Below are 21405 nucleotides of genomic sequence, written 5' to 3'. Positions count from 1 at the left end.
ATCGAAAAGGTCTAGTTTTATACCCGCAAGAAAGCGCCCTCAGATCGGATTCGGGCAGTCGATAAACAAGTGTTCGAGGGCGAAGCGCCGCGCCAGGTAGTCGCCCAGCGCCTGCACGCCGTAGCGCTCGGTGGCGTGGTGGCCGGCGGCGATGAAGGCGATGCCGTTCTCCCGCGCGCTATGGAAGGTCTGCTCGGAGGCTTCGCCGGTCAGGTACAGGTCGACGCCGGCGGCGATGGCCTGGTCGATGTAGCCCTGACCGCCGCCGGTGCACCAGCCAACCCGGCGGATCAGTCCCTCGCCCTCCACCAGCAGCGGCTCGCGGCCGAGCGCCTGTTGCACCTGGCGAGCGAAATCGGCGGCGCTCATCGGCTCCTCCAGCGACCCCACCAGGCCGACGGTGCGCGGGTTGTCCGGCTCCAGCGGGCCTTCGACGACGATGCCGAGCTGGCGCGCCAGTTGCACGTTGTTGCCCACCTCGGGGTGCAGATCCAGCGGCAGGTGATAGGCCAGCAGGCTGATGTCGGCAGCCAGCAGCGCCTTCAGCCGGCGCTGCTTCATACCGGTGACGCAGGGGTTCTCGCCCTTCCAGAAGTAGCCGTGGTGCACCAGCAGCACGTCGGCCTCGGCGTCGATGGCCGCCTCGATCAGCGCCTGGCTGGCGGTGACGCCGCTGACGATGCGACGCACCTGCGGCCGCCCCTCGACCTGCAGGCCGTTGGGGCAGTAATCGGCGATGCGCGCGGCGCCCAGATAGGCATCGGCTTCGGCGACCAGGGTAGACAAGGCAATGGCCATGGGGTTTCCTCACAAGCTGTTGCGGGCCGCTGCCTTATTGGCCGGCACCTCTCTATAATGCGCCACCTTAAGGGGCACCTTGGCCCCTCGCAACTCTCAGAGATCGTCTCGATGTCCCAGGCCCTGCGTTTCCTCGGCTGGCCCTTGCTGGTCGGCGTGCTGCTCGCGCTGTTGATTATCCAGCGCTATCCGGAGTGGGTCGGCCTGCCCCGCCAGGAAGTGCATATGCTGCAGGCGCCGATCTACAGCCGCCTGCAGGAGGGCCCGGTGTCCTATGCCGAGGCGGTGGATACCGCCTCGCCGGCGGTGGCCAACCTCTACACCACCAAGCTGGTGAGCAAGCCGACGCACCCGCTGTTCGAGGACCCCACCTTCCGCCGCTTCTTCGGCGACAACCTGCCGCGCCAGCAGCGCATGGAGTCGAGCCTGGGCTCGGCGGTGCTGATGAGCCGCGAGGGCTACCTGCTGACCAACAACCACGTGGTCAGCGGCGCCGACCAGATAGTCGTGGCGCTCAAGGATGGTCGCGACACCCTGGCAAGGGTGATCGGCACCGATCCGGAAACCGACCTGGCGGTACTCAAGATCGATCTGCCCGACCTGCCGGCTATCACCCTGGGCCGCTCCGACACCATCAAGATCGGCGACGTCACCCTGGCCATCGGCAACCCCTTCGGCGTCGGCCAGACCGTGACCATGGGCATCATCAGCGCCACCGGGCGCAACCAGCTGGGCCTCAATACCTACGAGGACTTCATCCAGACCGACGCGGCGATCAACCCGGGCAACTCCGGCGGCGCGCTGGTCGACGCCCACGGCAACCTGGTGGGCATCAACACCGCGATCTTCTCCAAGTCCGGCGGCTCGCAGGGCATCGGCTTCGCCATCCCGGTCAAGCTGGCGCTGGAGGTGATGCAGGCGATCATCGAGCACGGCCAGGTGATTCGCGGCTGGCTGGGCATCGAGGTGCAACCGCTGACCCCGGAACTGGCCGAGTCCTTCGGCCTCGAAGGCCGCCCCGGCATCGTCGTCGCCGGCCTCTATCGCGACGGCCCGGCGCAGAAGGCCGGCCTGCAGCCGGGCGACCTGATCCTCAGCATCGACGGCGAACCGGCCGGCGACGGCCGCCGCTCGATGAACCAGGTGGCGCGTACCAAGCCGGGCGACCAGATCCGCATCGAGGTGCTGCGCAACGGCAAGACGCTGGAACTGACCGCGGAAATCGGCCTGCGCCCCCCCGTCAACGGCAACTGATCGGCTGAATTTTCATCTGGGAACTCTTCTCGATTGGGTTTAATGTTATGTTATTACATTAAATCCCATCGACAGGAGCCTTCCCTTGCGCGCCACCCTTGCCCTGCTTGCCAGCCTGCTGGCTCCCAGCGCCCTCGCCACGCCATCTCCCGCCCAGCTCGAGGACAGCATCATCAGCGCCGACGCCGAGCTGGCTGACGGTCCGGTGCAGGGCTACCGCGCCACGCGCTCGGCCAGCGCCACCCGCACCGACACGCGCATCGAGGCGATTCCCCAGAGCATCGCCGTGGTGCCCGCCCAGGTGCTCGACGACCTCGGCAGCACGCGCATCGACCGCGCCCTGGATTTCGCCGGCGGCGTGTCGCGGCAGAACAACTTCGGCGGCCTGACCTTCCTCAACTACAGCGTGCGCGGCTTCACCACCGGCGAGCTGTACCGCAACGGTTTCGCCATCAACCGCGGCAGCTACAGCTCGCCGGACGCCTCGGCCATCGAGCGCCTGGAGGTGCTCAAGGGCCCGGCCGCGGCACTCTACGGCCGCGGCGACCCCGGCGGCCTGGTCAATATCGTCACCAAGCGCCCGCAACTGGAGCCCTTCACCCAGTTCAAGGCCAGCGCCGGACGCTGGGATCGCTACCGCAGCAGTCTCGACGTCAATACGCCGCTAAACGACGAGGGCACCCTGCTCTCGCGGGTCAACCTGGCAGTGGAAGACAACGGCAGTTTTCGGGACCACGTCGGCAACCAGCGGCAGATCGTCAATCCGACTTTCAGTTGGCAGTTGTCGCCGGACACCCTGCTGACCCTCGATAGCGAGTTCTCGCGCACCGACTCGGTGTTCGACCGTGGCATTCCGGCGGTCGACGGCAAGATGGGCGCGGTCAAGCGCTCGACCTTTCTCGGCGAGCCCAACGACGGCAAGATCCGCAACGACAACCAGCTGTTGCAGGTCAGCCTCGAGCATTATCTGAACGATGCCTGGAAACTGCGCCTGGCCAGCCATTACAGCCAGGGCACGCTGGACGGCAACAGCTCGGAGCCGTCGCGGCTGATCGGCGACCAGGTCACGCGCTTCTATCGCGAGCGCAGTTTCGAGTGGAACGACAGCATCACCCAGGCCGAACTGCACGGCCAGTTCGAGCTGGCCGGCTGGCAGCACCAGACGCTGATGGGCCTGGAGTACGAGAACTACCGCAACAGCCAGAAGTACCCGCAGAGCGTCACCGGCCTGGGCTACGGCCAGGACATCCATAACCCGGTCTACGGCCAGCCCAAGCCGTCGATCGTCAATCCCAACGACTTCCACGAGCATACCGAGAGCTACGCCCTCAACCTGCAGGATCAGATCGCCTTCAGCGAGCGCTGGAGCGGCCTGCTCGGCGTGCGCCTGGAGCGTTTCGAGCAGACTGCGCGCAACCGCAGCACGCGGGTCAGCAACGAGCAGAGCAAGGATGTCGCCACCCCGCGCGCGGGCCTGCTCTATCAGCTGACGCCAGAGGTCGGCGTGTTCGCCAATGCCTCGATGTCGTTCAAACCCAATGCCATCGGCGCTCAGGGCCAGGTGTTCAAACCGGAAAAGGGTCTCGGCTATGAAACGGGGCTTAAGCTCGACCTGCTCGACAGCCGTCTGGGCGCCACCGTGGCGCTGTTTCATATCGACAAGGAAAACGTGCTGACCGCCGACCCGAACAGTCCCGGCGACAGCATCGCCGCCGGCAAGGCGCGCAGCCAGGGCCTCGACCTGCAGATCAGCGGCCAGCTCAGCGAGGCCGTGAGGATTATCGGTGCCTACGCCTACATCGACGCCGAAGTGACCGCGGACAACAGCATTCCCGAGGGTAGCGACCTGCTCGGCATCGCCCGCAACAGCGCCAGCCTGATGGGCGTCTATCAGTTCCAGGGCGGCGCCCTGCAAGGCTCGGAGCTGGGCGCCGCGATCACCCATGTCGGCGACCGCTCCGGGCAGACCGGCAGCGATTTCGAGCTGCCGGCCTACACCACGGTCGACCTGCTCGCACGCTGGCAGGCCACCCAGGACCTCAGCCTGGGCCTGAACCTCAACAACCTTTTCGACCGCAAGTACTACGAGCGCTCGTTCAACAGCGTCTGGGTACTGCCCGGCGAGCCCCGCAACCTCAGCGTCAACCTGACCCTCAACCTCTGAATCGGAGTTTCACATGCGTATCCCTGCCTACCTGCTCCTCGCCGGCCTGTTCGCCAGCGGCAACGTCCTTGCCCACGGTCTGTGGACCGAACAGCGTCGCGGCAACATCGAAGTGGTCTATGGCCACGGCGCCGAGGACAACGTCTTCAAGGCCGAGAAGATCAGCGGCGCCTGGGCCTATGACGCCGCCGGCAAGATGATCCCGGTGAGCGTCGAGCGCCTGAGCGACCACGCCCGCCTGCAACCCTTGAAGCCCCCCGCCGTGCTCGGTGTGGCGCTGGACAACGGCGCCTGGTCGAAGACCCCGGACGGCCAATGGATCAACCAGGGTCGCAGCCAGGTGGCGAACTCGACCCAGTCGCTGCACACCTACAAGTACAGCCTGGCGATCTACGCCGAAGGCGCCCAGCTGCCGGCGCTGAATCAACTGAAGATGGTCATCCTGCCGGAAACCGACCCGCTCAAGGTCGGCCCGGGCAAGTCGCTGCCGGTGCGGGTGCTGGTGGACGGCAAGCCGCTGGCGGGCGTCGAGCTGGTCGGCGACTACCGCGGCGCACCGCACCAGGTCAGCGCGGTGACCGATGCCGAAGGTCGCGCGCAGGTACCGGTGCGCAACCAGGGGCTGAACATCATCAGCGCCGAGGTCAGCCTGCCGGTGGCGAACGATGCGGATATCGAGACTCGCGGCCTGTTCGCCTCGCTGACCTTCCTCGGCCAGGCGCACCACGAATAACCGCGGTCGGCCTGACCGCGCGCCCAGGGCGGCGCGCGGTCAGGGGACTCAGGAGGCCAGGTAGGACGAGCGGGTCAGGCCCAGACGCAGGGCGTCGAGGAACTGGGTGCGCTCGCGGGCGCTGATCCTGGCGCTGGCCACCTTGTCGCGGTAGTGGGTCATCAGCTCCTCGGGTGACAGGTGCACGTAGCGCAGCATGTCCTCGATGGTATCGTGGGTCTCGATGCCGGCGTGGTACACGCTGCCGTCGGCGTTCTGATAGATGTTCACCGAGTCGGTGTCGCCGAACAGGTTGTGCATATCGCCCAGGATCTCCTGGTAGGCGCCGACCAGGAAGATACCCAGCACATAGTCCTCGCCCTCGCGCACCTCGTGCACCGGCAGGCTGGTCTCAATCGACTGCTCGTCGACGTACTGGCGGATCTTGCCGTCGGAGTCGCAGGTCAGGTCCTGCAGCACGGCGCGGCGCAGCGGCTCCTCGTCCAGCCGCGACAGCGGCAGAATCGGCAGGATCTGGCCGATGGCCCAGGTGTCCGGCAGGCTCTGGAACACCGAGAAGTTGCAGATGTACTTGTCCGCCAGCTTGTCGTTGAGCTCGTCGAGCACCGCGCGGTGCGAACGCTGACGCGCCTTGAGCTGGTTGTACAGGCGCCGGCAGATGGCGAAGTAGCACTGCTCGGCCAGGGCCTTCTGCGGCAGATCGAGCTTGCCCGCCGAGTACTGTGCCGCCACCTCCTCGATGTAGTGGGTGGCGCGCCAGTAGGTCTCGGCGACCATCTCCGGGTCGCTGTCGTCGAGCAGCTCGATCAGCACCTGCAGCACTTCCGGCTGTTCGACGCTGGCATCGATCTCCGGCACCTTGTCGTTGTGCCGCTCGACGTCGGTGACCTGCACCAGCAGCACGGCGTGGTGCGCGGTCATGGCCCGGCCGCTCTCGGAGAAGATGTGCGGATGGGGGATTTCCTGGCGGTCGCAGAACTCCTTGAGCATGTCGACCACGGCATCGGCGTAGTCCTGCATGTCGTAGTTGATCGAGCTGGCGTTGCGCGAGTGGGTGCCGTCGTAGTCCACCCCCAGGCCGCCACCGACGTCGATGTGATCGACCGGCAGGCCCAGCGCGCGCAGCTCGCCGTAGTAACGGATGGCCTCGCGGAAGCCCTTGCGGTAGTCGGCGATGTTGGCGATCTGCGAGCCCATGTGGAAATGCAGCAGGCGAATCCCCTGATCCAGGCCGGCGGCCTTGAAGCGCTCGACCACCTGCAGGATCTGCGCGGCGGACAGGCCGAACTTGGACTTCTCGCCGCCGGTGTCGGCCCACTTGCTTGATGCCAGCGAGGACAGGCGTACGCGCAGGCCGATCTGCGGCGCGACCTTGAGCTCGGCCGCCTCCTCGATCACCAGGCGCACCTCGGATTCCTTCTCGATGACGATAAACACGTTGTGGCCGAGCTTCTGCCCCATCAGCGCCAGACGGATGAACTCGCGGTCCTTGTAGCCGTTGCAGACGATGGTGCCGCCCTTCGGCGCCAGCGCCAGCACCGCCAGCAGCTCGGGCTTGGAGCCGGCTTCCAGGCCGATGGAGACGTTCTGCGTGGCGATGATGTTCTCCACCACCGCCTCCTGCTGGTTGACCTTGATCGGGTACAGCGCGGTGTAGCGGCTCTGGTATTCGAGGCGCTCGATGCTGGCGTCGAAGGCACCGGTCAGACGGCGTACGCGGTCCTGCAGGATGTCCGGGAAGCGCACCAGCAAGGGCAGCGACAGACCGCTCTGACGCAACTCATCGACCTGGTCGTAGAGGTCGATCGGCGCGCTGTCCGGGCCGTTGGGACGCACCTCGATGCGGCCGGCATCATTGATCGAAAAATAGCCGGCGCCCCAATGGCGAATACCGTAGACACTGCGGCTGTCGGCTACCGTCCACTGGCTGCCGTCGTCTTTGCGGGTGCGTCGTGCGGACATCGGGTTCTCCCATGAGAATGAGTCTGGCCCTCTAGGTGGCCAGCCTGGAAATTAAGGATGCAAGATGACGTTTGCTCGGCGGTTGACCGCATGAGCAGCATCGAAGTTTAGGAAATGACGCTTCAGCCGCCGGACTTCTTCGCGGTGAAACCGCGCTTGCTCAGTTCCGCGAGGAGCAACTCGACATGATCGCCCTGGATCTCGATCACCCCGTCCTTCAGCGCGCCGCCGGTGCCGCAGCGCTTCTTCAGCGCGCTGGCCAGCTCCTTGAGCGGCTCCTCGGCCAGCGGCACACCGCTCACCGTGGTCACCGTCTTGCCGCCACGGCCCTTGGTTTCACGGCGTACACGGGCGATGCCGTCACCGGCGGGAAGCTGGCTCTGCTTGCAGCTGCAGGCGTCCACCGGTTGGCCGCAGCCAGGGCAATGCCGACCAGTGTCGGTGGAATAGACGAGACCGCTCAGGGCGGAAAATGACGAAGCTTTCTTGACCACCGGCTTGTCCTCGTAGGGGTCAGGATAGCGACTGGTCGACGGGCGTCGACCGCGAAGCCCCACTCTGGCAGGGGCAGCGCAAGCGGACAGACGTCCGCTGAAAAGGTCGCGCAGTGTAACGGCAAAGGCGGCGCTTGCTAAGTACGGATTTGCGTCATTGTGCGGCACTTTGGCGACGCCGTTCGTCATCGCGCACGGCGTGCTCGGAATGCCTGACACCCCGGATTGCATCCGGGCTACCCGGTTGCCGCCAGGTAACGCTCCAGCGCGGCCAGCGAGTCCGGACAATAGGACAAGCGGCGGGTCTCCTCCAGCGCCTGCTCGACGCTGATGAAGCGCGCCTCCAGCACTTCTTCCGGCTGCAGCACCAGCGGCGCATCCGACACCGCCGAGTAGGCCATGCACCACAGCCGGCTTTCCGGGGCGTCGTAGAGAAAATGCGCATGCTCGACCAGCTCGGCGTCGACTATGCCCAGTTCCTCGGCCAGTTCGCGCTCGGCCGACTCGGCGTATGCCTCGCCTTCCAGCACCATGCCGCCGGCGGCCACGTCCCAGTAGCCGGGATACAGCGCCTTGCTCAGGGTGCGCCGGTGCACGCAGAGCAGGCCGGCCGAGTTGAACAGCAGGATATAGGTGCCGCGGCCGATCAGCCGGCGCTCGCGCAGCTCGGCGCGCGACACCCCGCCGAGCGGCCGGTCCTGTTCGTCGACCCAGGCCACCCGCTCGGCGTCGGAGGCGGCGCGATGCGCCGCTTCCGCCTCGGAGATCGCCGCCATCAGCCCTGGCTCAGCAGCTGGCGCAGGTCGATGATCGCCGCATTGGCCCGCGAGATGTAGTTGGCCATCACCAGCGAGTGGTTGGCCAGCAGGCCGTAGCCGCTGCCGTTGAGGATCATCGGGCTCCACAGGGTTTCCTGCGCCGCCTCCAGCTCGCGGATGATCTGCCGCACGCTGACCGTGGCGTTCTTCTTCGCCAGCACGTCGGCGAAGTCCACCTCGACCGCGCGCAGCAGGTGCGCCAGTGCCCAGGCCTGGCCGCGCGCCTCGTAGAACACGTTGTCGATCTGCAGCCAGGGCGTCTCGTAGATGCCGCCCTCGCCCACCGCCGTGGCGTCCGGCTCGCTCGGCAGCACCTCGGTGTTCAGGCGCACCTGACCGACGCTGGCGGACAGCCGCTGCGACAGCGAACCGAGACGGGTGCCGGCGTCGCCCAGCCAGTTGTTGAGGTTGTCGGCGCGAGTATAGAACTGCGCGTTCTGCTTGCTCGGATCGGCCAGGCGGGCCAGGTAGCGATCCAGCGCCTTGATCCCTTCGCGGTACTCGGACTCCGAGGCCGGCAGCGCCCAGCTCTTGTTGTCGAAGTGGAAGCGCGGCTCGGCCTGGGCCAGGTCCGGGTCCTCGGTGGATTGCGACTGCGAGCGGGCGAAGTCCTTGCGCAGGGCGCGGGAGAAGTCACGCACCTGCACCAGCACGCCATACTCCCAGCTCGGCATGTTGTCCAGCCACAGGCCGGGCGGCGCCAGGTCGTTGGACAGGTAGCCGCCGGGCTTGTCCAGCAGGGTGCCGGCCACCTGCTTGAGGGTCTCCACCGTGGTGTAGCCGCCGACCAGCTGGCGCTTGGCCTGCTCCGCCGCGGCCTGGGCCCGCTGCTGCACCGGGAAGGCCGACGGCTCCTGACTCCAGTACCAGCCGACCACCAGGGCCAGCAGCAGGTAGACGCCGAGCAGTCCGCCGACCGCGCGACCGATCAGGCTGGCGCCGCTGCGCTCGCCTGCGTACGTGGCGGCCTTGGCGGCGGCGTCGGGCGAGCTCGCCGCGCGATTCTTCCAGTCCAGCATGGCAGTGTCCTTCCTTCAGCAAATTCGAATGTTCGACCGCGCCCCGGACAACGGGTTGCGTGTCCGCACTATAAGGCAAGCACGCCGCAAAGCGCAGGGCGCACGGGCAAACTTACCGCCGGTGGCAAGTCAGTGGGAAAAAGCTAGGTTTATGTCGCCTATTCGACAGAAAACACGACGCCAATTGATCGACGGCACTGTCAGCGCCGCTGCCAAGTGATAGCATCGAGCCACCACTGACCCAGTCATTTAAAGAAGTCGGCCCATGACCGAGCACCCAGACCCCAGTCGCGATCGCCTCAAGCATCACTTCGCCCAGCGCGTGATCCATCAGGCGCGCCAGGTGCTGGAAGTCTGGCAGCGCCTGCAGCGCAGCGAATGGAACGACGCCGGCATGGCCGAACTGGGCGAGGCCAACCTGCGCCTGCTGCGCTACGCCGAGCGCTTCGAGCAGGCCGAGCATGCCCAGCTGGCCGAGGCCATCGCCGCCAGCCTGATGGCGGTGGCGGACAACCGCGGACGCCTCAACAGCAGCCTGATCGGCCAGCTCAACCTGGCCATGCAGCGCCTGTCGCGCACCGGCCTGCGCCACGGCGACGCGTTCGAGCAGACCTTCCTGCCGCCGCTGCGCAAGCCGGTCTACCTGGCCCTGCAGGACACCGCCCGCGCCGAGCGCCTGGCCCAGCAGCTGGAGTTCTTCGGCCTGGCCGCGCAGGCGCTGACAGACGCCGCGGCGTTTCGCGCCGCGATCGCCGAGCGCCACCCGGCCGCCATCGTCATGGACGTCGACTTCGCCGGTGCCGGCCTGGCGCTGGCCGACTCGCTGCAGCAGGGCCTGGAGCAGAAGATTCCGCTGCTGTTCTTCAGCCACCGCGACACCGACACGCCGACCCGCCTGGCCGCGGTGCGCGCCGGCGGCCAGGAGTTCTTCACCGGCTCGCTGGACGCCTCCAGTCTGCTCGAACGCATCGAGGTGCTGACCCACGTCGCCCAGTACGATCCCTACAAGGTGCTGATCGTCGACGACTCCAAGGCCCAGGCCACCCACACCGAGCGCGTGCTCAACAGCGCCGGCATCCTCACCCACACCCTGACCGAGCCGATCCAGGCGATGGACGCGCTGGCCGAGTTCCAGCCCGACCTGATCATCCTCGACATGTACATGCCCGAGTGCAGCGGCACCGAGCTGGCCAAGGTGATCCGCCACAACGACCGCTACGTCAGCGTGCCGATCATCTACCTGTCGGCCGAAGACGACCTGGACAAGCAGCTCGACGCCATGAGTGAGGGCGGCGACGATTTCCTCACCAAGCCGATCAAGCCGCGCCATCTGATCGCCACCGTGCGCAACCGCGCCGCCCGCGCGCGCAACCTCAAGGCGCGCATGGTGCGCGACAGCCTGACCGGCCTGTACAACCACACCCACACCCTGCAGCTGCTCGAAGACGCCTGCTTCCGCGCGCGCCGCGACGAGCAGCCGCTGGCCTTCGCCATGCTCGACATCGACCACTTCAAGAGGGTCAACGACAGCTACGGCCACCCCATGGGCGACCGGGTGATCAAGAGCCTGGCGCTGTTTCTCAAGCAGCGCCTGCGCAAGACCGACCATATCGGCCGCTACGGCGGCGAGGAATTCGCCGTGGTGCTGCCCGATACCGACGAGCAATCGGCGCTGCGGGTGCTCGAGGAAATCCGCCAGCGCTTCGCCGAGATCCACTACCCGGCGCAGCCGCAGGACCTCTCCTGCACCTTCAGCTGCGGCATCGCCATGCTGCAGCCGGGCCTGGACGGCAACGCCCTGTCCAAGCAGGCCGACGAGGCGCTGTACCGGGCCAAGCACGGCGGCCGCAACCGGGTGGAGCTGTACCGCGGCGCGTGACGGCTCGCCGGTCGCCGGAACGTGACGCAACGCACAACGTCATCAGCCTGTAACCAAACCGCAATAGGCTCGCGGGCATCGTTCAGCCGTCGATCGAGCCCGCCATGCGTCTCAAGCTGCTCACCAACCTCAACACCCTGCTGCTGGTCACCGTCTGCGTCGCCCTGGCGGCGACTCTGTGGTGGTCGCAGCGCGCGCTGCAACAGCCGTTCCAGCTGATGGAGCGCTACCTGGCGCTGTCCCAGCAGTTCCAGCAGGACGTGGCCGGCAATATCCAGGCCTACCTGGCCAGCGGCGACGCCCTGCGCCACAGCGCCGCGGGCCAGGCCATCGACGGCCTGGAGCTGGCGCTCGACGAGCTACCGGCGCCGCTGGCCGAGGAGCTGCGGCCGAGCCTGGAGCAATTGCGCACCTTCAGCGCAGGCGAGCTGCTCGCCGCCGGCAAGCTGGCCGGCGACCCGCAGGGCCTGCTGCTGCAGGCCGAACGGGAGATGGGCGGCGCGCTGGAGCAGCTGGCGCAGTACGCCGACTCGGCCACGGGGGCGTCAGCGCAGGATTACCGCCGCCCGCTGTTCGACGCCAGCCAACACCTGACGCGCCTGGGCCATGCCCGCGGTCGCTTCGTTGCCCAGGGCCGCAACGAGCTGCTGGCCGATATCGAACGCGAACTCAAGGCCCTCGGCGCACAGGCCGGGCGCCTCGACAGCCTGCCGCTGCTCGGTGTGGCGGAGGCTTCGGACTCGGCCAGCGTCGGCTTCGCCGCCCTGCTCGGCCTGGCCGACGACAGCAGCGCCAGCCAGGCGGAAGATCGTGGCGTCGCCCTCAAGCGCGACTTCGCCGCCCTGGTACGCCGCTACCCGGCCGAGCTGCAGCGCACCCGCGAGCTGGTCGAGCAGCGCCAGCAACTGGCCGCCGCCACCCGCGCGCGCATCGACCAGCTGCAGCAGGCGCTGGCCGCCCTGGAGCCGCAGGTCAAGGCCGAGTACGCGCGCATCCAGGGCGACGTGCGGCTGATCCAGGGCCTGATGATCGGCCTGATCCTGCTGATCGCGCTGACCATCGACAGCATCCAGCGGCGCCTGACCCGGGTGCTCAGCCAGCTGGTGCCGGCGCTGTCGGCCTGGGCCCGCGGCGACTTCGCCACGCCCATCGCCATCGGCGCGCGCACCCGCGAGCTGCGCGATATCGAGGACTCGCTCAATCACCTGCGCCGCTACCTGGTCGAGCTGGTCGCCAGCATCCGCGGCCACGCCGAGCAGGTCGCCGGCTCCAGTCGCACCCTGGCCGAGCTCAGCGGCGGCCTGCATGCCGGCGCCGAGCGCCAGGCCGGCGACACCGCGCTGATCCGCGACGCGCTGAGCGAACTGGAAGCCACCATCGGCCAGGTGGCGCAGGACGCCAGCCAGACCGCCGACGCCAGCCGCGACGCCGACCGCGCCCTGGAGCAGGGCCAGCGGGTCATCGGCCAGAGCCTGGAAGGGCTGCACGCGCTGGTCGGCGAGGTGCAGGACAACGCCCAGGCGATCGAGCGCCTGGCCGAGGAGACCGCCACCATCGGCGGCGTACTGACGGTGATCCGCGGCATCGCCGAGCAGACCAATCTGCTCGCGCTCAACGCCGCCATCGAGGCGGCGCGGGCCGGCGAGGCCGGCCGCGGCTTTGCCGTGGTCGCCGACGAGGTGCGTTCGCTGTCGCAGCGCACCGGTAGCGCCACCGCCGAGATCCAGGAGCTGATCGGCCGCCTGCAGCAGGCCGCGCGCCAGTCGGTGAGCGCCATGCGCGCCCAGGTCGAACATGCCGAGGCCACCGCCGGCAAGGCCGAGGCGGCCGACGGCGCGCTCGACGAAATCGTCGCGGCAATCCGCACCATCGCCAGCATGGCCGAACGCATCGCCGACGCCACCGCGCAACAGAGCGAGGCGGTCGGCGAAATCCGCGAGCACGGCGAACGCATCCACCAGCTCGGCGGCGACAACCTGCAGCGCATCGGCCGCAGCCGCGACCAGGGCGAGCAGCTACTGCACCTGGGCGGGCAGCTGCATAGTGCGGTGCAGGTGTTTCGCGTCTAGACGCGTGCGTCAGCCGGGCACTGCCGCTGCGCTCGCCTCAGTGCTGGTGATGCTCATGGGCGGCCTCGACCATCGGCGCCTCTTGCTGCACCGCCACCTCGACCTCGACCTGGCCGGCCTTCTCGAAGGTCAGGGTCAGCGGGAAGCGTTCGCCGTCCTTGGCCTGCTGCTTCAGCTCGAACAGCATCACGTGGTAGCCCATGGGCGCGAACTGCACCTCGCCGCCGGCGGGGATGGTCACGTCCTGCACCTGCTGCATCCTCATCACCTCGCCTTCGTGCACATGCTCGTGCAGCTCGGCCTTGCCAGCCACCGGGGTGCTGACGGCGAGCAGGCGATCGGCCTCGCGGCCCCGGTTGTGCACCACGAAGTAGGCGGCGGCGGTCGGCGCCACCGGCGGCATGGCGCGCGACCAGGGGTGGTCGATATGCAGGTCGCCGGCCTGGTAGTCGTGGGCCTGGGCCAGCAGGCTGGCGCCGAGCAGCGCGCCCAGCAGCAGGAATTTGTTCGGCAGCATGGTGTTCCTCCAGTTGCGATAGTCGGCCGTAGCCTGAATGAATCCGGCGACGCCGGCCAGGGCCGGGGCGCCGCGATAAAGGTGGCGCATCAGTCGCTGGCCAGCCGGCGCCAGGCCGGCAACCGCGCCAGCAGGCGATCCAGCAGCCAGATCAGCAGCAGCGAGGCGCCGACCAGCGGGAAGACCAGGCCGAGCGCCAGCATGATCGCCACCCCGACCTTCCAGCGCGGCAGGTCGTGACGCAGCGGCGGCACGCCAAGGCGACCGGCCGGGCGGCGCTGCCACCAGAGCAGCAGGCCGCTGACCGCGCCGAACAGGATCAACAGGCAGACCAGCGCCATCAGCAGCTGGTTGGCCAGGCCGAACATCTTGCCCTCGTGCAGCTTCACCCCGCTCTCCACCGTTCTGGCGACCAGGCCGTAGTCGCGCCAGCGCACATCGGCGAGCAGCGCGCCGCTGTACTGATCCAGGTGCAGGGTGGCGTCGTGGCGCGGGTCGTCGGCGAACAGGGCGACGGTGTAGACGCCTTCGGCGCCGCGCGGGAAGCTGATGCTGTAACCCGGCTGCACAGCCTGCGCCGCGGCCGTGTCGACCACCTGCTGCAGGCCGATCTGCGGCGCCGCGGCCGCGCCGGCGGGACGCTGGCCATGCTGCCCGGCATGCGGGTCGGAGGCCGGCAGCGGCGTCACTTCCACCGCCCAGGCCACGGTCTGCTGGCGGCTGTCGTTGAGGCTGCCGGTGAGTTGCCCGGACTTCGGCACCGCGTCCCACATCGCCGCGGGGAAGTGGTTCCAGGTGCCGGCGAACTGCGCGCCCCAGAAGCCGGTCCAGGTCATCCCGGTGAGCAGCATCAACAGCAGCAACAGGCTGCCCCAGAAGCCGGTGACCCCGTGCAGATCACGCCACAGCAGACGCCCGCGGGCGTCCAGGCGCGGCCACAGCACGCCGGCGCCGCCGCTGCCGCGCGGCCACCAGAGGTACAGGCCGGAGACCACCAGCACCACGCCCCAGCCGGCGGCCAGTTCGATCAGGCGGTCGCCGACTGTGCCGAGCAGCAGATCGCCGTGCAGCTTGCGCACCACCGCCTGCAGGTTCCAGCTGGCGTCCTGCACGCCGAGCAGCGTGCCGCGGTAGGGGTCGAGGAACAGATTGAGTTCCTGTCCGTCCTGACCGATCACGAACTGCGCGCTGCGATCCTCCGCCACCGGCGGCAGGTACTTGCTCACCGCTGCCTGCGGATAGGCTGCGCGGACGATGGCCAGCTGGCGGTCGGCATCCAGGGGCCGTTCGCCCGCCGGCACCTGCAGCAGATCGGCGTACAGCCACTGGTCCAGCTGTGGCTTGAACAGGTAGATCATGCCGGTGATCGACAGCATGACCATAAAGGGGATGACGAACAGCCCGGCATAGAAATGCCAGCGCCAGACCAGGTTGTAGAAAGCGGGCTGCGCGCGCATGCGAGCCCCTGCAACGGCATCGGAGGGTGACGACATGGGAGTTCTCCAGCGTCGCGCGCATGCCGCGCGACGCACTATTCGCATGGTGGGGAATGCCCCGCCAGGGGCAGGCTGATCAGGCGAACAACGGAGAAGCGCGGGGGTTGGCCGAGGGCCAGAGGTAGCGGAGCGGGCGACGGACCACGAGGCTGACGCCGGGCAGCGCGCGACTGACCGGCAGCAGGCCGAGCAGGCCGAGGAAGGCGGCGAGGATGATGGCGCTGAAGCTGCTGCTCAGGGCGCAACCGGAGCCGGTGGCCGGATTGGGCGCGACCACGCCGGAGCCGTCGAGATCGGCGCCGGCGCCGAAGTTGCCCTCGAAGGAGCAGTACTGGCCATCCAGCCCGCTGAGCTGCAGGCCGGCCATCTGGCCGTGGCTGATGGCGCAGACGAACGCGCCGAACAGGATGCTGAAGTACAGCAGCCAGGCGGTCAGCGAGCGGTGTTTGCGGGCCAGTTTCATGGGGCGCGACTCTAAACAGGCGATGGCGGCGCGACACTGCGGTGGATTGCCGCAGCCGAGTGCAAGCCTAGCCGCGCCAGGGGGCATGCGCCAGCAGCTCGGCGCAGCGCGCCTGGACGAACTCGCGCAGCAGGTGCACCGGCCGGCTCAGCTGCGCGCGGTGGGCGCAGACCAGGTTGAGCGGGGTCGGCTCGCCGCGCCACTGCGGCAACAGCAGCTGCAGGCGCCCGGCGCGCACGTCGCCGGCGACATCCAGCCAGGATTTATACACCAGCCCCTGCCCCGCCACCGCCCAGCGGCGCACCACGTCGGCATCGTCGCTGACCCGGTCGCCGGTGACCGTCAGGGCGATTTCGCGCTTGCCACTGTGGAAGCGCCAGCGCTCGTGCACCCGCCCGCCGAGCATATAGAGCAGGCAGTTGTGCTCGGCCAGCGCCTCCGGCGTCTGCGGCGCGCCATGCCGCGCCAGGTAGGCCGGGGCGGCGCACAGCACGCGGCGGTTGTCCGCCGCCAGCGGCAGCGCCACCAGGCTGGAGTCTTCCGGCGCGCCGTAGCGCAGGGCAATGTCCACCGGCTCGCGGAACAGGTCGGCGACGCGGTCGCCCAGCAGCAGGCGCAGGTGCAGCTGCGGATGCTCGCGCTGGAACGCGTCGAGCCAGGGCAGCAGGGTGTTGCGGCCGAAATCCGAGGGCACCGACAGCTGCAGCACGCCGCCGATCTCGGCCTTGCTGCCGGCCAGCTGCCGGCGACCGTCCTCCAGGCTGTGCAGGGCCAGGCGCGCATGGCCGAGAAACAGCTCGCCTTCCGGGGTCAGGCGCAGGCTGCGGGTGGAACGGGCCAGCAGGCGCACCTGCAGTTGCTGTTCCAGGCGCTTGAGCGCGGCGCTGGCCACCGCCGGCGACACCTCCAGCAGGCGCGCGGCGGCGGACAGGCTGCCGGTCTCGGCAGTGCGGACGAAGAGTTGCAGGTCGTCGAAACGCAGCATGATTTTCAAAAAAATAATGAAAGAGACTCTATTCCTACGCGCTTTTTCGCCTTTGTGAAATAGCCGAGCATGGCGACACCCTCTCCCGCGGAGCTCGCCCCGATGAAAGCCGTCGCCTATTACCAGTCCCTGCCCGCCGAGCATCCCGACGCCCTGCAGGATGTCGAACTGCCCGCCCCCACCCCCGGCCCGCGCGACCTGCTGGTGGCGGTGCAGGCCATCTCGGTCAACCCGGTGGACACCAAGATCCGCCGCAACGTCGCCCCGGAACACGGCACGGCCAAGGTACTGGGCTGGGACGCCGCCGGCGTGGTGCAGGCGGTGGGCAGCGAGGTGAGCCTGTTCCAACCCGGCGATCGGGTGTTCTACGCCGGCGCCATCGACCGCGCCGGGGCCAACAGCGAGCTGCACCTGGTCGACGAGCGCATCGTCGGCCACATGCCCGCCAGCCTGTCGTTCGCCGAGGCCGCCGCCCTGCCGCTGACCGCCATCACCGCCTGGGAACTGCTGTTCGAGCGCCTGCAGGTCGGCGAAGGCCAGGCCAGCCAGGGCCAAAGCCTGCTGATCGTCGGCGCCGCCGGCGGGGTCGGCTCGATCCTGGTGCAGCTGGCGCGCCAGCTCACCGAACTGCAGGTGATCGCCACCGCCTCGCGGCCGCAGACCCAGGCCTGGGTGCGCGAACTGGGCGCCCATCAGGTGCTCGACCACAGCCAGCCGCTGGCCGCGGAACTGGCGCGCCTCGGCCTCGGCCAGGTCAGCCACGTCGCCAGCCTGACCCAGACCGACCAGCACTTCGCGCAGCTGGTCGAGGCGCTGGCGCCGCAGGGCCGCCTGGCGCTGATCGACGACCCGCTGCAGCCGCTGGACGTGATGCTGCTCAAGCGCAAGAGCCTGTCGCTGCACTGGGAGCTGATGTTCACCCGCTCGCTGTTCCAGACCGAGGACATGATCGAGCAGCACCGTCTGCTGCAGCGGGTCTCCGCGCTGGTGGACAGCGGCGTGCTGAAGACCACCCTGGGCGAGCACTTCGGCCGCATCGACGCGGCCAATCTGCGCCGCGCCCACGCCCTGCTGGAAAGCGGCCAGGCGCGGGGCAAGATCGTCCTCGAAGGCTTTTGATAGCCTCTCGCCACCACTCGCAATAGGCCAGCTAGACTTGCTGAGGCGCCCGCTGGCGCCTCAGTGCGAGTCTTGTCATGCGTCGTAAACTGGCCCACCCCCTGTATCTGACCGCCATCTACTGCGCCTTCGGCGTGCTGTGGATCGTCTTCAGCGACGGCGCGCTGCAGGCCCTGGTCGCCGACCCCGGCCTGCAGGCCGTCTGGCAGACCGCCAAGGGCCTGCTGTTCGTGGCGTTCAGCAGCCTGCTGGTGTACGCCCTGACCCGCTACGCCCTGGCCCAGCAATCGCGGCTCTACGACGCCCTGCAGTTGCGCACGCGCATGCTGCAGCAGGCGCAGCGCAACGCCGCCCTCGGCAGCTGGGACTACGACGGCCAGTTCAGCTGGGGCGAGGAAGCCCTGGAGCTGCTCGGCCAGAGCGAGGCCCAGGCGCCGCGCCATCTCGACCAGTTGCTCGCCCTGATCCATCCCGGCGACCGCCCGGCGGCGCGCCGCGCCCTGCTGGCGCTGCTGCAGGAGGGCCAGGCCCTGCACCTCAGCCTGCGCCTGCGCCAGTCGCGCGACAACGGCGAATACTGGCTGCTGCTGCACGGCGAGGCGGATCGCCCCGGCCATGCCCTCGGCACCCTGCAGAACATCAGCGCGCAGAAGCGCGACGAGCAGGCTCTGCGCGAAAGCGAGCAGCGCTTTCGCCAGCTGTTCGAGCAGACCCCGCGCATCGCCGTGCAGGGCTACGACCGCGAGCGCCGGGTGATCTTCTGGAACCCGGCCAGCGAGCAGCTGTACGGCTACCGCCTGCAGGACGCCCTCGGCCGGCGCCTGGAGGAACTGATAGTGCCGGAGGCCGAACGCCGTCAGGTGGTGGCGGCGATCCAGGCCTGGCACCTGGGCGGACCGGTGATTCCCGCCGCAGAGATCCAGCTGCAGCGCCAGGACGGCAGCCTGGTCTGGGTGTTCTCCAGCCACGTGATGCTGCGCAACAGCCGCGGCCAGGCGGAGATGTACTGCATCGACATCGACCTCACCGAGCAGCGCCGCGCCCGCGACGAGCTGCAGGTGTCCGAGCTGCGCTACCGCGAGCTGGTGCAGGAGATCGACGATGCCGTGTGCCTGACCGACAGCCAGGGCCGCCTGACCTTCCTCAACCCGGCCTGGGATCGCTTGAGCGGGCGCCCCGGCCACAGCTGCCTGGGCCTGCCGCTGGGCGACTACCTGCGGGATCCCGCGGGCGAGCCGCTGCAGGCGACCATCGCCGCCCTGCTCGCGGGCCACCGCAGCCACTGGCAGGGCCCGGCCCTGCTGCTGCGCGCCGGCGCCGAACCGCTGCCGGTGAGTCTGCGCCTGGCCACCGGCAGCGAACCGCGCCACGGCCTGCACGGCAGCCTACGCGCCGATGGTCGGCTGCTTGATCCAGGTCAGGAAACTGCCAAGCCGGCGGACTAAGATTGCTGCTCCCCCCAAGAGGTGGTGCAGCATGAACATCCTCATTCAGCCGCTGAACAAGACCGGCCAGACCCTCTGGCAGGTACGTCTGGATCAACACAGCGTGAGCTTTCGCAGCGAAGGCGAGGCCCGCCAGTTCGTCGCCACCCTCGAGGCGCGCCTGCGCGCGCCACATGCCCTGCCCTGGCGGCAGCACAGCCAGGCGAGCTGAAGCAGCCTAGGCCGGGCTGCGCAATGCCGGGCTGCTGCGCAGCATGTCCAGCACCGCGTCCACCAGCGCCGGTGCCTGCGCAGCCAGGTCGAAATCGGGCACCAGCAGCCAGTTGGCTTCCACCCCTTCCATGTAGGCGTGCAGGCACACCGCCGCGCGCCGGCAGTCCAGCTGCGCCGGCAGCTGGCCGCGGCTCACCGCGTTGCCCAGGGCCCTGGCGATGCGCTGGTCGCACTCGGCGCTGAGCGCCTGCAGGCGTTCGCGCAGGCCGACCAGCTCGCCGGTGTACTCGCATTTGTAACGCAGGATGTCGTGGATGCGCCGGCTCTGCGCGTCCTGCGCCAGGCGGGTAAGGGCCTTGACCAGCAGTTCGCGCATGCAGCCCAGCGGGTCCGGCTCGTCCTCGCTCTCGCTGGCCCGGGCCAGTTCTTCCAGCGGCAGACGCAGGCGTTCGAGCATGGCCTGGAACAGGTCCAGCTTGTTGTCGAAATGCCAGTAGATGGCGCCGCGGCTGACCCCGGCGGCCTTGGCCACTTCCGCCAACGAGGCGCGCGAAACGCCCTGGGCGTGGAACACCCGTTCGGCGGCATCGAGTATCTGCACCCGCGTCGCCTCGGCTTCTTCTTTGGTTCGTCTGACCATTTTCCGCGCCTACCTGTATCGCCCAATAGCCGCTCGCTAGAGCGCCGGGCTGGAGTATGAAGGCAGTTTTAGGCATTTACAAACATTCACGTACGTAAGTATATTCGCCGCCATTGGTTCTCAGTTACTGCCCTCCCCGCCCCTCCGGGCACCAGATTCGACAAACGAGGTCACCTCAGATGCACACGAAGCCAGCCTTCGCCGTCATGGTTTCCGCCATTGCTGCGGCCCTGCTCAGCCTCTCCGGCTGCCAGGAAGCCAGCGCCCCGCAGACCCAACAGGCCCCCGAAGTCGGGGTGGTGACGCTGCAAGCGCAACCCTACGCCCTGACCAGCGAACTGCCGGGCCGCACCAGCGCCTACCGCATCGCCGAGGTGCGCCCGCAGGTCGCTGGCATCATCCAGAAGCGTCTGTTCACCGAGGGCAGCGAGGTCAAGGCCGGTCAGCAGCTGTACCAGATCGATGCGGCCAGCTATCAGGCCAGCTTCAAGAGCGCCCAGGCCACCCTGCTGTCGGCCAGCGCCCTGGCCGAGCGCTACAAGCTGCTGGTGGCCGACCAGGCCGTCAGCCAGCAGGCCTACGACGAGGCGCGCGCCGCCAGCCTGCAGGCCGAGGCGGCGCTGGAGCAGGCGCGCATCGACCTGCGCTACACCAAGGTGCTGGCGCCGATCGGCGGCCGCATCGGCCGATCCGCGGCCAGCGAAGGCGCCCTGGTGAGCAACGGCCAGAGCGCCGCCCTGGCCACCATCCAGCAGCTCGACCCGATCTACGTCGACGTCACCCAGTCGAGCAAGGAGCTGCTGCGCCTGCGCCGCGACCTGGCCAGCGGCCAGCTGCAGAAGGCCGGCGACGGCGGCGCCAGGGTCGCGCTGAAACTGGAGGACGGCAGCCGCTACGCCCACGAGGGCAGCCTGGAGTTCTCCGAGGTGGCGGTGGACGAAGGCACCGGCTCGGTGACCCTGCGCGCGGTGTTCCCCAACCCCGACCACCTGCTGCTGCCGGGCATGTTCGTGCATGCCGAGCTGCTCTCCGGGGTCAAGCGCGACGCCATCCTCGCCCCGCAGCAGGGCGTGACGCGCAACCTCAAGGGCGAGCCGGTGGCGCTGGTGGTGGACGCCGACGGCAAGGTCGAACAGCGCCTGCTCAAGGCCGAGCGCACCGCCGGCAACGCCTGGCTGGTCGAGGAAGGCCTGGCCGAGGGCGACCGCCTGATCACCGAGGGCCTGCAGTTCATCCAGCCCGGCACCCAGGTCAAGACCGTGCCGGCGCGCAATATCAAGGCCGACGAGGTGGCGCAGGACGCCGCCCCGGGCAACGGCAAGGGCTAACGGAGCGCC

19 protein-coding genes are annotated in these 21405 nt (G+C 68.6%); 9 read left to right on the top strand and 10 right to left on the bottom strand.

Annotated features, from left to right (window positions below; all coding sequences use genetic code 11):
• Nucleotides 1-39 precede the first annotated feature (39 nt).
• Nucleotides 40-798 (bottom strand): Nif3-like dinuclear metal center hexameric protein, encoded by a 759-nt coding sequence (locus ACW9UL_RS04145; protein WP_457789084.1) that lies wholly within the window; start codon nt 796-798, stop codon nt 40-42.
• 111 nt (nt 799-909) lie between these two features.
• On the opposite strand from ACW9UL_RS04145, the gene algW reads away from it, so the two are divergent.
• From algW to ACW9UL_RS04130, 3 genes are all read left to right on the top strand, one after another.
• Nucleotides 910-2052 (top strand): Do family serine endopeptidase AlgW, encoded by a 1143-nt coding sequence (algW, locus tag ACW9UL_RS04140; RefSeq protein ID WP_021442306.1) that lies wholly within the window; start codon nt 910-912, stop codon nt 2050-2052.
• A 103-nt stretch (nt 2053-2155) separates the two neighbouring features.
• On the top strand, nt 2156-4216 hold the full coding sequence (locus ACW9UL_RS04135; RefSeq protein WP_457790907.1) for a TonB-dependent siderophore receptor: 2061 nt from the start codon (nt 2156-2158) through the stop codon (nt 4214-4216).
• Between the two features lie 13 nt (nt 4217-4229).
• Entirely contained in the window at nt 4230-4949 is a 720-nt protein-coding gene (locus ACW9UL_RS04130) for a DUF4198 domain-containing protein (RefSeq protein WP_457789082.1), read from the top strand.
• Between the two features lie 48 nt (nt 4950-4997).
• On the opposite strand, the gene speA is transcribed toward ACW9UL_RS04130, so the two are convergent.
• The 4 genes from speA to ACW9UL_RS04110 form a co-directional block, all read right to left on the bottom strand.
• On the bottom strand, nt 4998-6911 hold the full coding sequence (speA, locus tag ACW9UL_RS04125) for an arginine decarboxylase (protein WP_021442309.1): 1914 nt from the start codon (nt 6909-6911) through the stop codon (nt 4998-5000).
• A gap of 122 nt (nt 6912-7033) precedes the next feature.
• Nucleotides 7034-7405 (bottom strand): translation initiation factor Sui1, encoded by a 372-nt coding sequence (locus tag ACW9UL_RS04120; RefSeq protein ID WP_397496076.1) that lies wholly within the window; start codon nt 7403-7405, stop codon nt 7034-7036.
• A 236-nt stretch (nt 7406-7641) separates the two neighbouring features.
• Nucleotides 7642-8181 carry an NUDIX hydrolase gene (locus tag ACW9UL_RS04115; protein ID WP_457789080.1) on the bottom strand — a complete coding sequence of 180 codons (540 nt, stop codon included), beginning with the start codon at nt 8179-8181 and terminating at the stop codon, nt 7642-7644.
• The gene (locus tag ACW9UL_RS04110) at nt 8181-9242 is read right to left on the bottom strand and encodes a DUF2333 family protein (protein WP_457789079.1); all 1062 of its coding nucleotides are present in this window, start codon (nt 9240-9242) and stop codon (nt 8181-8183) included. The genes ACW9UL_RS04115 and ACW9UL_RS04110 overlap by 1 nt, the downstream gene beginning before the upstream one ends.
• A 265-nt stretch (nt 9243-9507) precedes the next feature.
• Between ACW9UL_RS04110 and ACW9UL_RS04105 the strand changes: the two genes are divergently transcribed.
• Nucleotides 9508-11121: a diguanylate cyclase gene (locus ACW9UL_RS04105; protein ID WP_457789077.1), complete on the top strand. Its 1614-nt coding sequence runs from the start codon at nt 9508-9510 to the stop codon at nt 11119-11121.
• Nucleotides 11122-11225: 104 nt separating this feature from the next.
• Nucleotides 11226-13190: a methyl-accepting chemotaxis protein gene (locus ACW9UL_RS04100; RefSeq protein ID WP_457789075.1), complete on the top strand. Its 1965-nt coding sequence runs from the start codon at nt 11226-11228 to the stop codon at nt 13188-13190.
• Between the two features lie 37 nt (nt 13191-13227).
• Here ACW9UL_RS04100 and ACW9UL_RS04095 read toward each other — a convergent pair whose 3' ends face one another.
• From ACW9UL_RS04095 to vimR, 4 genes are all read right to left on the bottom strand, one after another.
• On the bottom strand, nt 13228-13707 hold the full coding sequence (locus tag ACW9UL_RS04095; protein ID WP_457789073.1) for a copper chaperone PCu(A)C: 480 nt from the start codon (nt 13705-13707) through the stop codon (nt 13228-13230).
• Between the two features lie 89 nt (nt 13708-13796).
• The gene (locus tag ACW9UL_RS04090) at nt 13797-15200 is read right to left on the bottom strand and encodes a PepSY-associated TM helix domain-containing protein (protein ID WP_457789071.1); all 1404 of its coding nucleotides are present in this window, start codon (nt 15198-15200) and stop codon (nt 13797-13799) included.
• 79 nt (nt 15201-15279) lie between these two features.
• A complete protein-coding gene (locus ACW9UL_RS04085) occupies nt 15280-15666 on the bottom strand; it encodes a DUF2946 domain-containing protein (protein WP_457789069.1) in 387 nt (128 codons plus the stop codon).
• Between the two features lie 67 nt (nt 15667-15733).
• Nucleotides 15734-16651, bottom strand: coding sequence for a transcription regulator VimR (gene vimR / locus ACW9UL_RS04080; protein ID WP_457789067.1), 918 nt, complete (start codon nt 16649-16651; stop codon nt 15734-15736).
• Nucleotides 16652-16753: 102 nt separating this feature from the next.
• Here vimR and ACW9UL_RS04075 point away from each other — a divergent pair, with 102 nt between their 5' ends.
• The 3 genes from ACW9UL_RS04075 to ACW9UL_RS04065 all read left to right on the top strand — a co-directional run bounded on the left by ACW9UL_RS04075 (nt 16754) and on the right by ACW9UL_RS04065 (nt 19426).
• The gene (locus tag ACW9UL_RS04075; RefSeq protein WP_457789065.1) at nt 16754-17770 is read left to right on the top strand and encodes a zinc-binding alcohol dehydrogenase family protein; all 1017 of its coding nucleotides are present in this window, start codon (nt 16754-16756) and stop codon (nt 17768-17770) included.
• 77 nt (nt 17771-17847) lie between these two features.
• Complete coding sequence (locus ACW9UL_RS04070) at nt 17848-19215, top strand: PAS domain-containing protein (RefSeq protein ID WP_457789064.1); 1368 nt, start codon at nt 17848-17850, stop codon at nt 19213-19215.
• 31 nt (nt 19216-19246) lie between these two features.
• Complete coding sequence (locus ACW9UL_RS04065; protein ID WP_021443408.1) at nt 19247-19426, top strand: hypothetical protein; 180 nt, start codon at nt 19247-19249, stop codon at nt 19424-19426.
• Between the two features lie 6 nt (nt 19427-19432).
• On the opposite strand, the gene ACW9UL_RS04060 is transcribed toward ACW9UL_RS04065, so the two are convergent.
• Nucleotides 19433-20068: a TetR family transcriptional regulator gene (locus ACW9UL_RS04060; protein WP_031302949.1), complete on the bottom strand. Its 636-nt coding sequence runs from the start codon at nt 20066-20068 to the stop codon at nt 19433-19435.
• A gap of 179 nt (nt 20069-20247) precedes the next feature.
• Here ACW9UL_RS04060 and ACW9UL_RS04055 point away from each other — a divergent pair, with 179 nt between their 5' ends.
• On the top strand, nt 20248-21396 hold the full coding sequence (locus ACW9UL_RS04055; RefSeq protein ID WP_457789062.1) for an efflux RND transporter periplasmic adaptor subunit: 1149 nt from the start codon (nt 20248-20250) through the stop codon (nt 21394-21396).
• The last annotated feature ends 9 nt before the right edge of the window (nt 21397-21405 follow it).

The organism is Pseudomonas sp. PL-6 (assembly GCF_054110165.1).
The sequence above is the reverse complement of the archived record's forward strand: the minus strand, read 5'-3'. Positions and strand labels throughout refer to the sequence as shown.

Coding starts and splice junctions, on each gene's coding strand:
- ACW9UL_RS04145 (WP_457789084.1), bottom strand. CDS start 798: ATGGCCATTGCCTTGTCTACCCTGGTCGCCGAAGCCGATGCCTATCTG.
- algW (WP_021442306.1), top strand. CDS start 910: ATGTCCCAGGCCCTGCGTTTCCTCGGCTGGCCCTTGCTGGTCGGCGTG.
- ACW9UL_RS04130 (WP_457789082.1), top strand. CDS start 4,230: ATGCGTATCCCTGCCTACCTGCTCCTCGCCGGCCTGTTCGCCAGCGGC.
- speA (WP_021442309.1), bottom strand. CDS start 6,911: ATGTCCGCACGACGCACCCGCAAAGACGACGGCAGCCAGTGGACGGTA.
- ACW9UL_RS04115 (WP_457789080.1), bottom strand. CDS start 8,181: ATGGCGGCGATCTCCGAGGCGGAAGCGGCGCATCGCGCCGCCTCCGAC.
- ACW9UL_RS04110 (WP_457789079.1), bottom strand. CDS start 9,242: ATGCTGGACTGGAAGAATCGCGCGGCGAGCTCGCCCGACGCCGCCGCC.
- ACW9UL_RS04105 (WP_457789077.1), top strand. CDS start 9,508: ATGACCGAGCACCCAGACCCCAGTCGCGATCGCCTCAAGCATCACTTC.
- ACW9UL_RS04100 (WP_457789075.1), top strand. CDS start 11,226: ATGCGTCTCAAGCTGCTCACCAACCTCAACACCCTGCTGCTGGTCACC.
- ACW9UL_RS04095 (WP_457789073.1), bottom strand. CDS start 13,707: ATGCTGCCGAACAAATTCCTGCTGCTGGGCGCGCTGCTCGGCGCCAGC.
- ACW9UL_RS04090 (WP_457789071.1), bottom strand. CDS start 15,200: ATGTCGTCACCCTCCGATGCCGTTGCAGGGGCTCGCATGCGCGCGCAG.
- ACW9UL_RS04085 (WP_457789069.1), bottom strand. CDS start 15,666: ATGAAACTGGCCCGCAAACACCGCTCGCTGACCGCCTGGCTGCTGTAC.
- vimR (WP_457789067.1), bottom strand. CDS start 16,651: ATGCTGCGTTTCGACGACCTGCAACTCTTCGTCCGCACTGCCGAGACC.
- ACW9UL_RS04075 (WP_457789065.1), top strand. CDS start 16,754: ATGAAAGCCGTCGCCTATTACCAGTCCCTGCCCGCCGAGCATCCCGAC.
- ACW9UL_RS04070 (WP_457789064.1), top strand. CDS start 17,848: ATGCGTCGTAAACTGGCCCACCCCCTGTATCTGACCGCCATCTACTGC.
- ACW9UL_RS04065 (WP_021443408.1), top strand. CDS start 19,247: ATGAACATCCTCATTCAGCCGCTGAACAAGACCGGCCAGACCCTCTGG.
- ACW9UL_RS04060 (WP_031302949.1), bottom strand. CDS start 20,068: ATGGTCAGACGAACCAAAGAAGAAGCCGAGGCGACGCGGGTGCAGATA.
- ACW9UL_RS04055 (WP_457789062.1), top strand. CDS start 20,248: ATGCACACGAAGCCAGCCTTCGCCGTCATGGTTTCCGCCATTGCTGCG.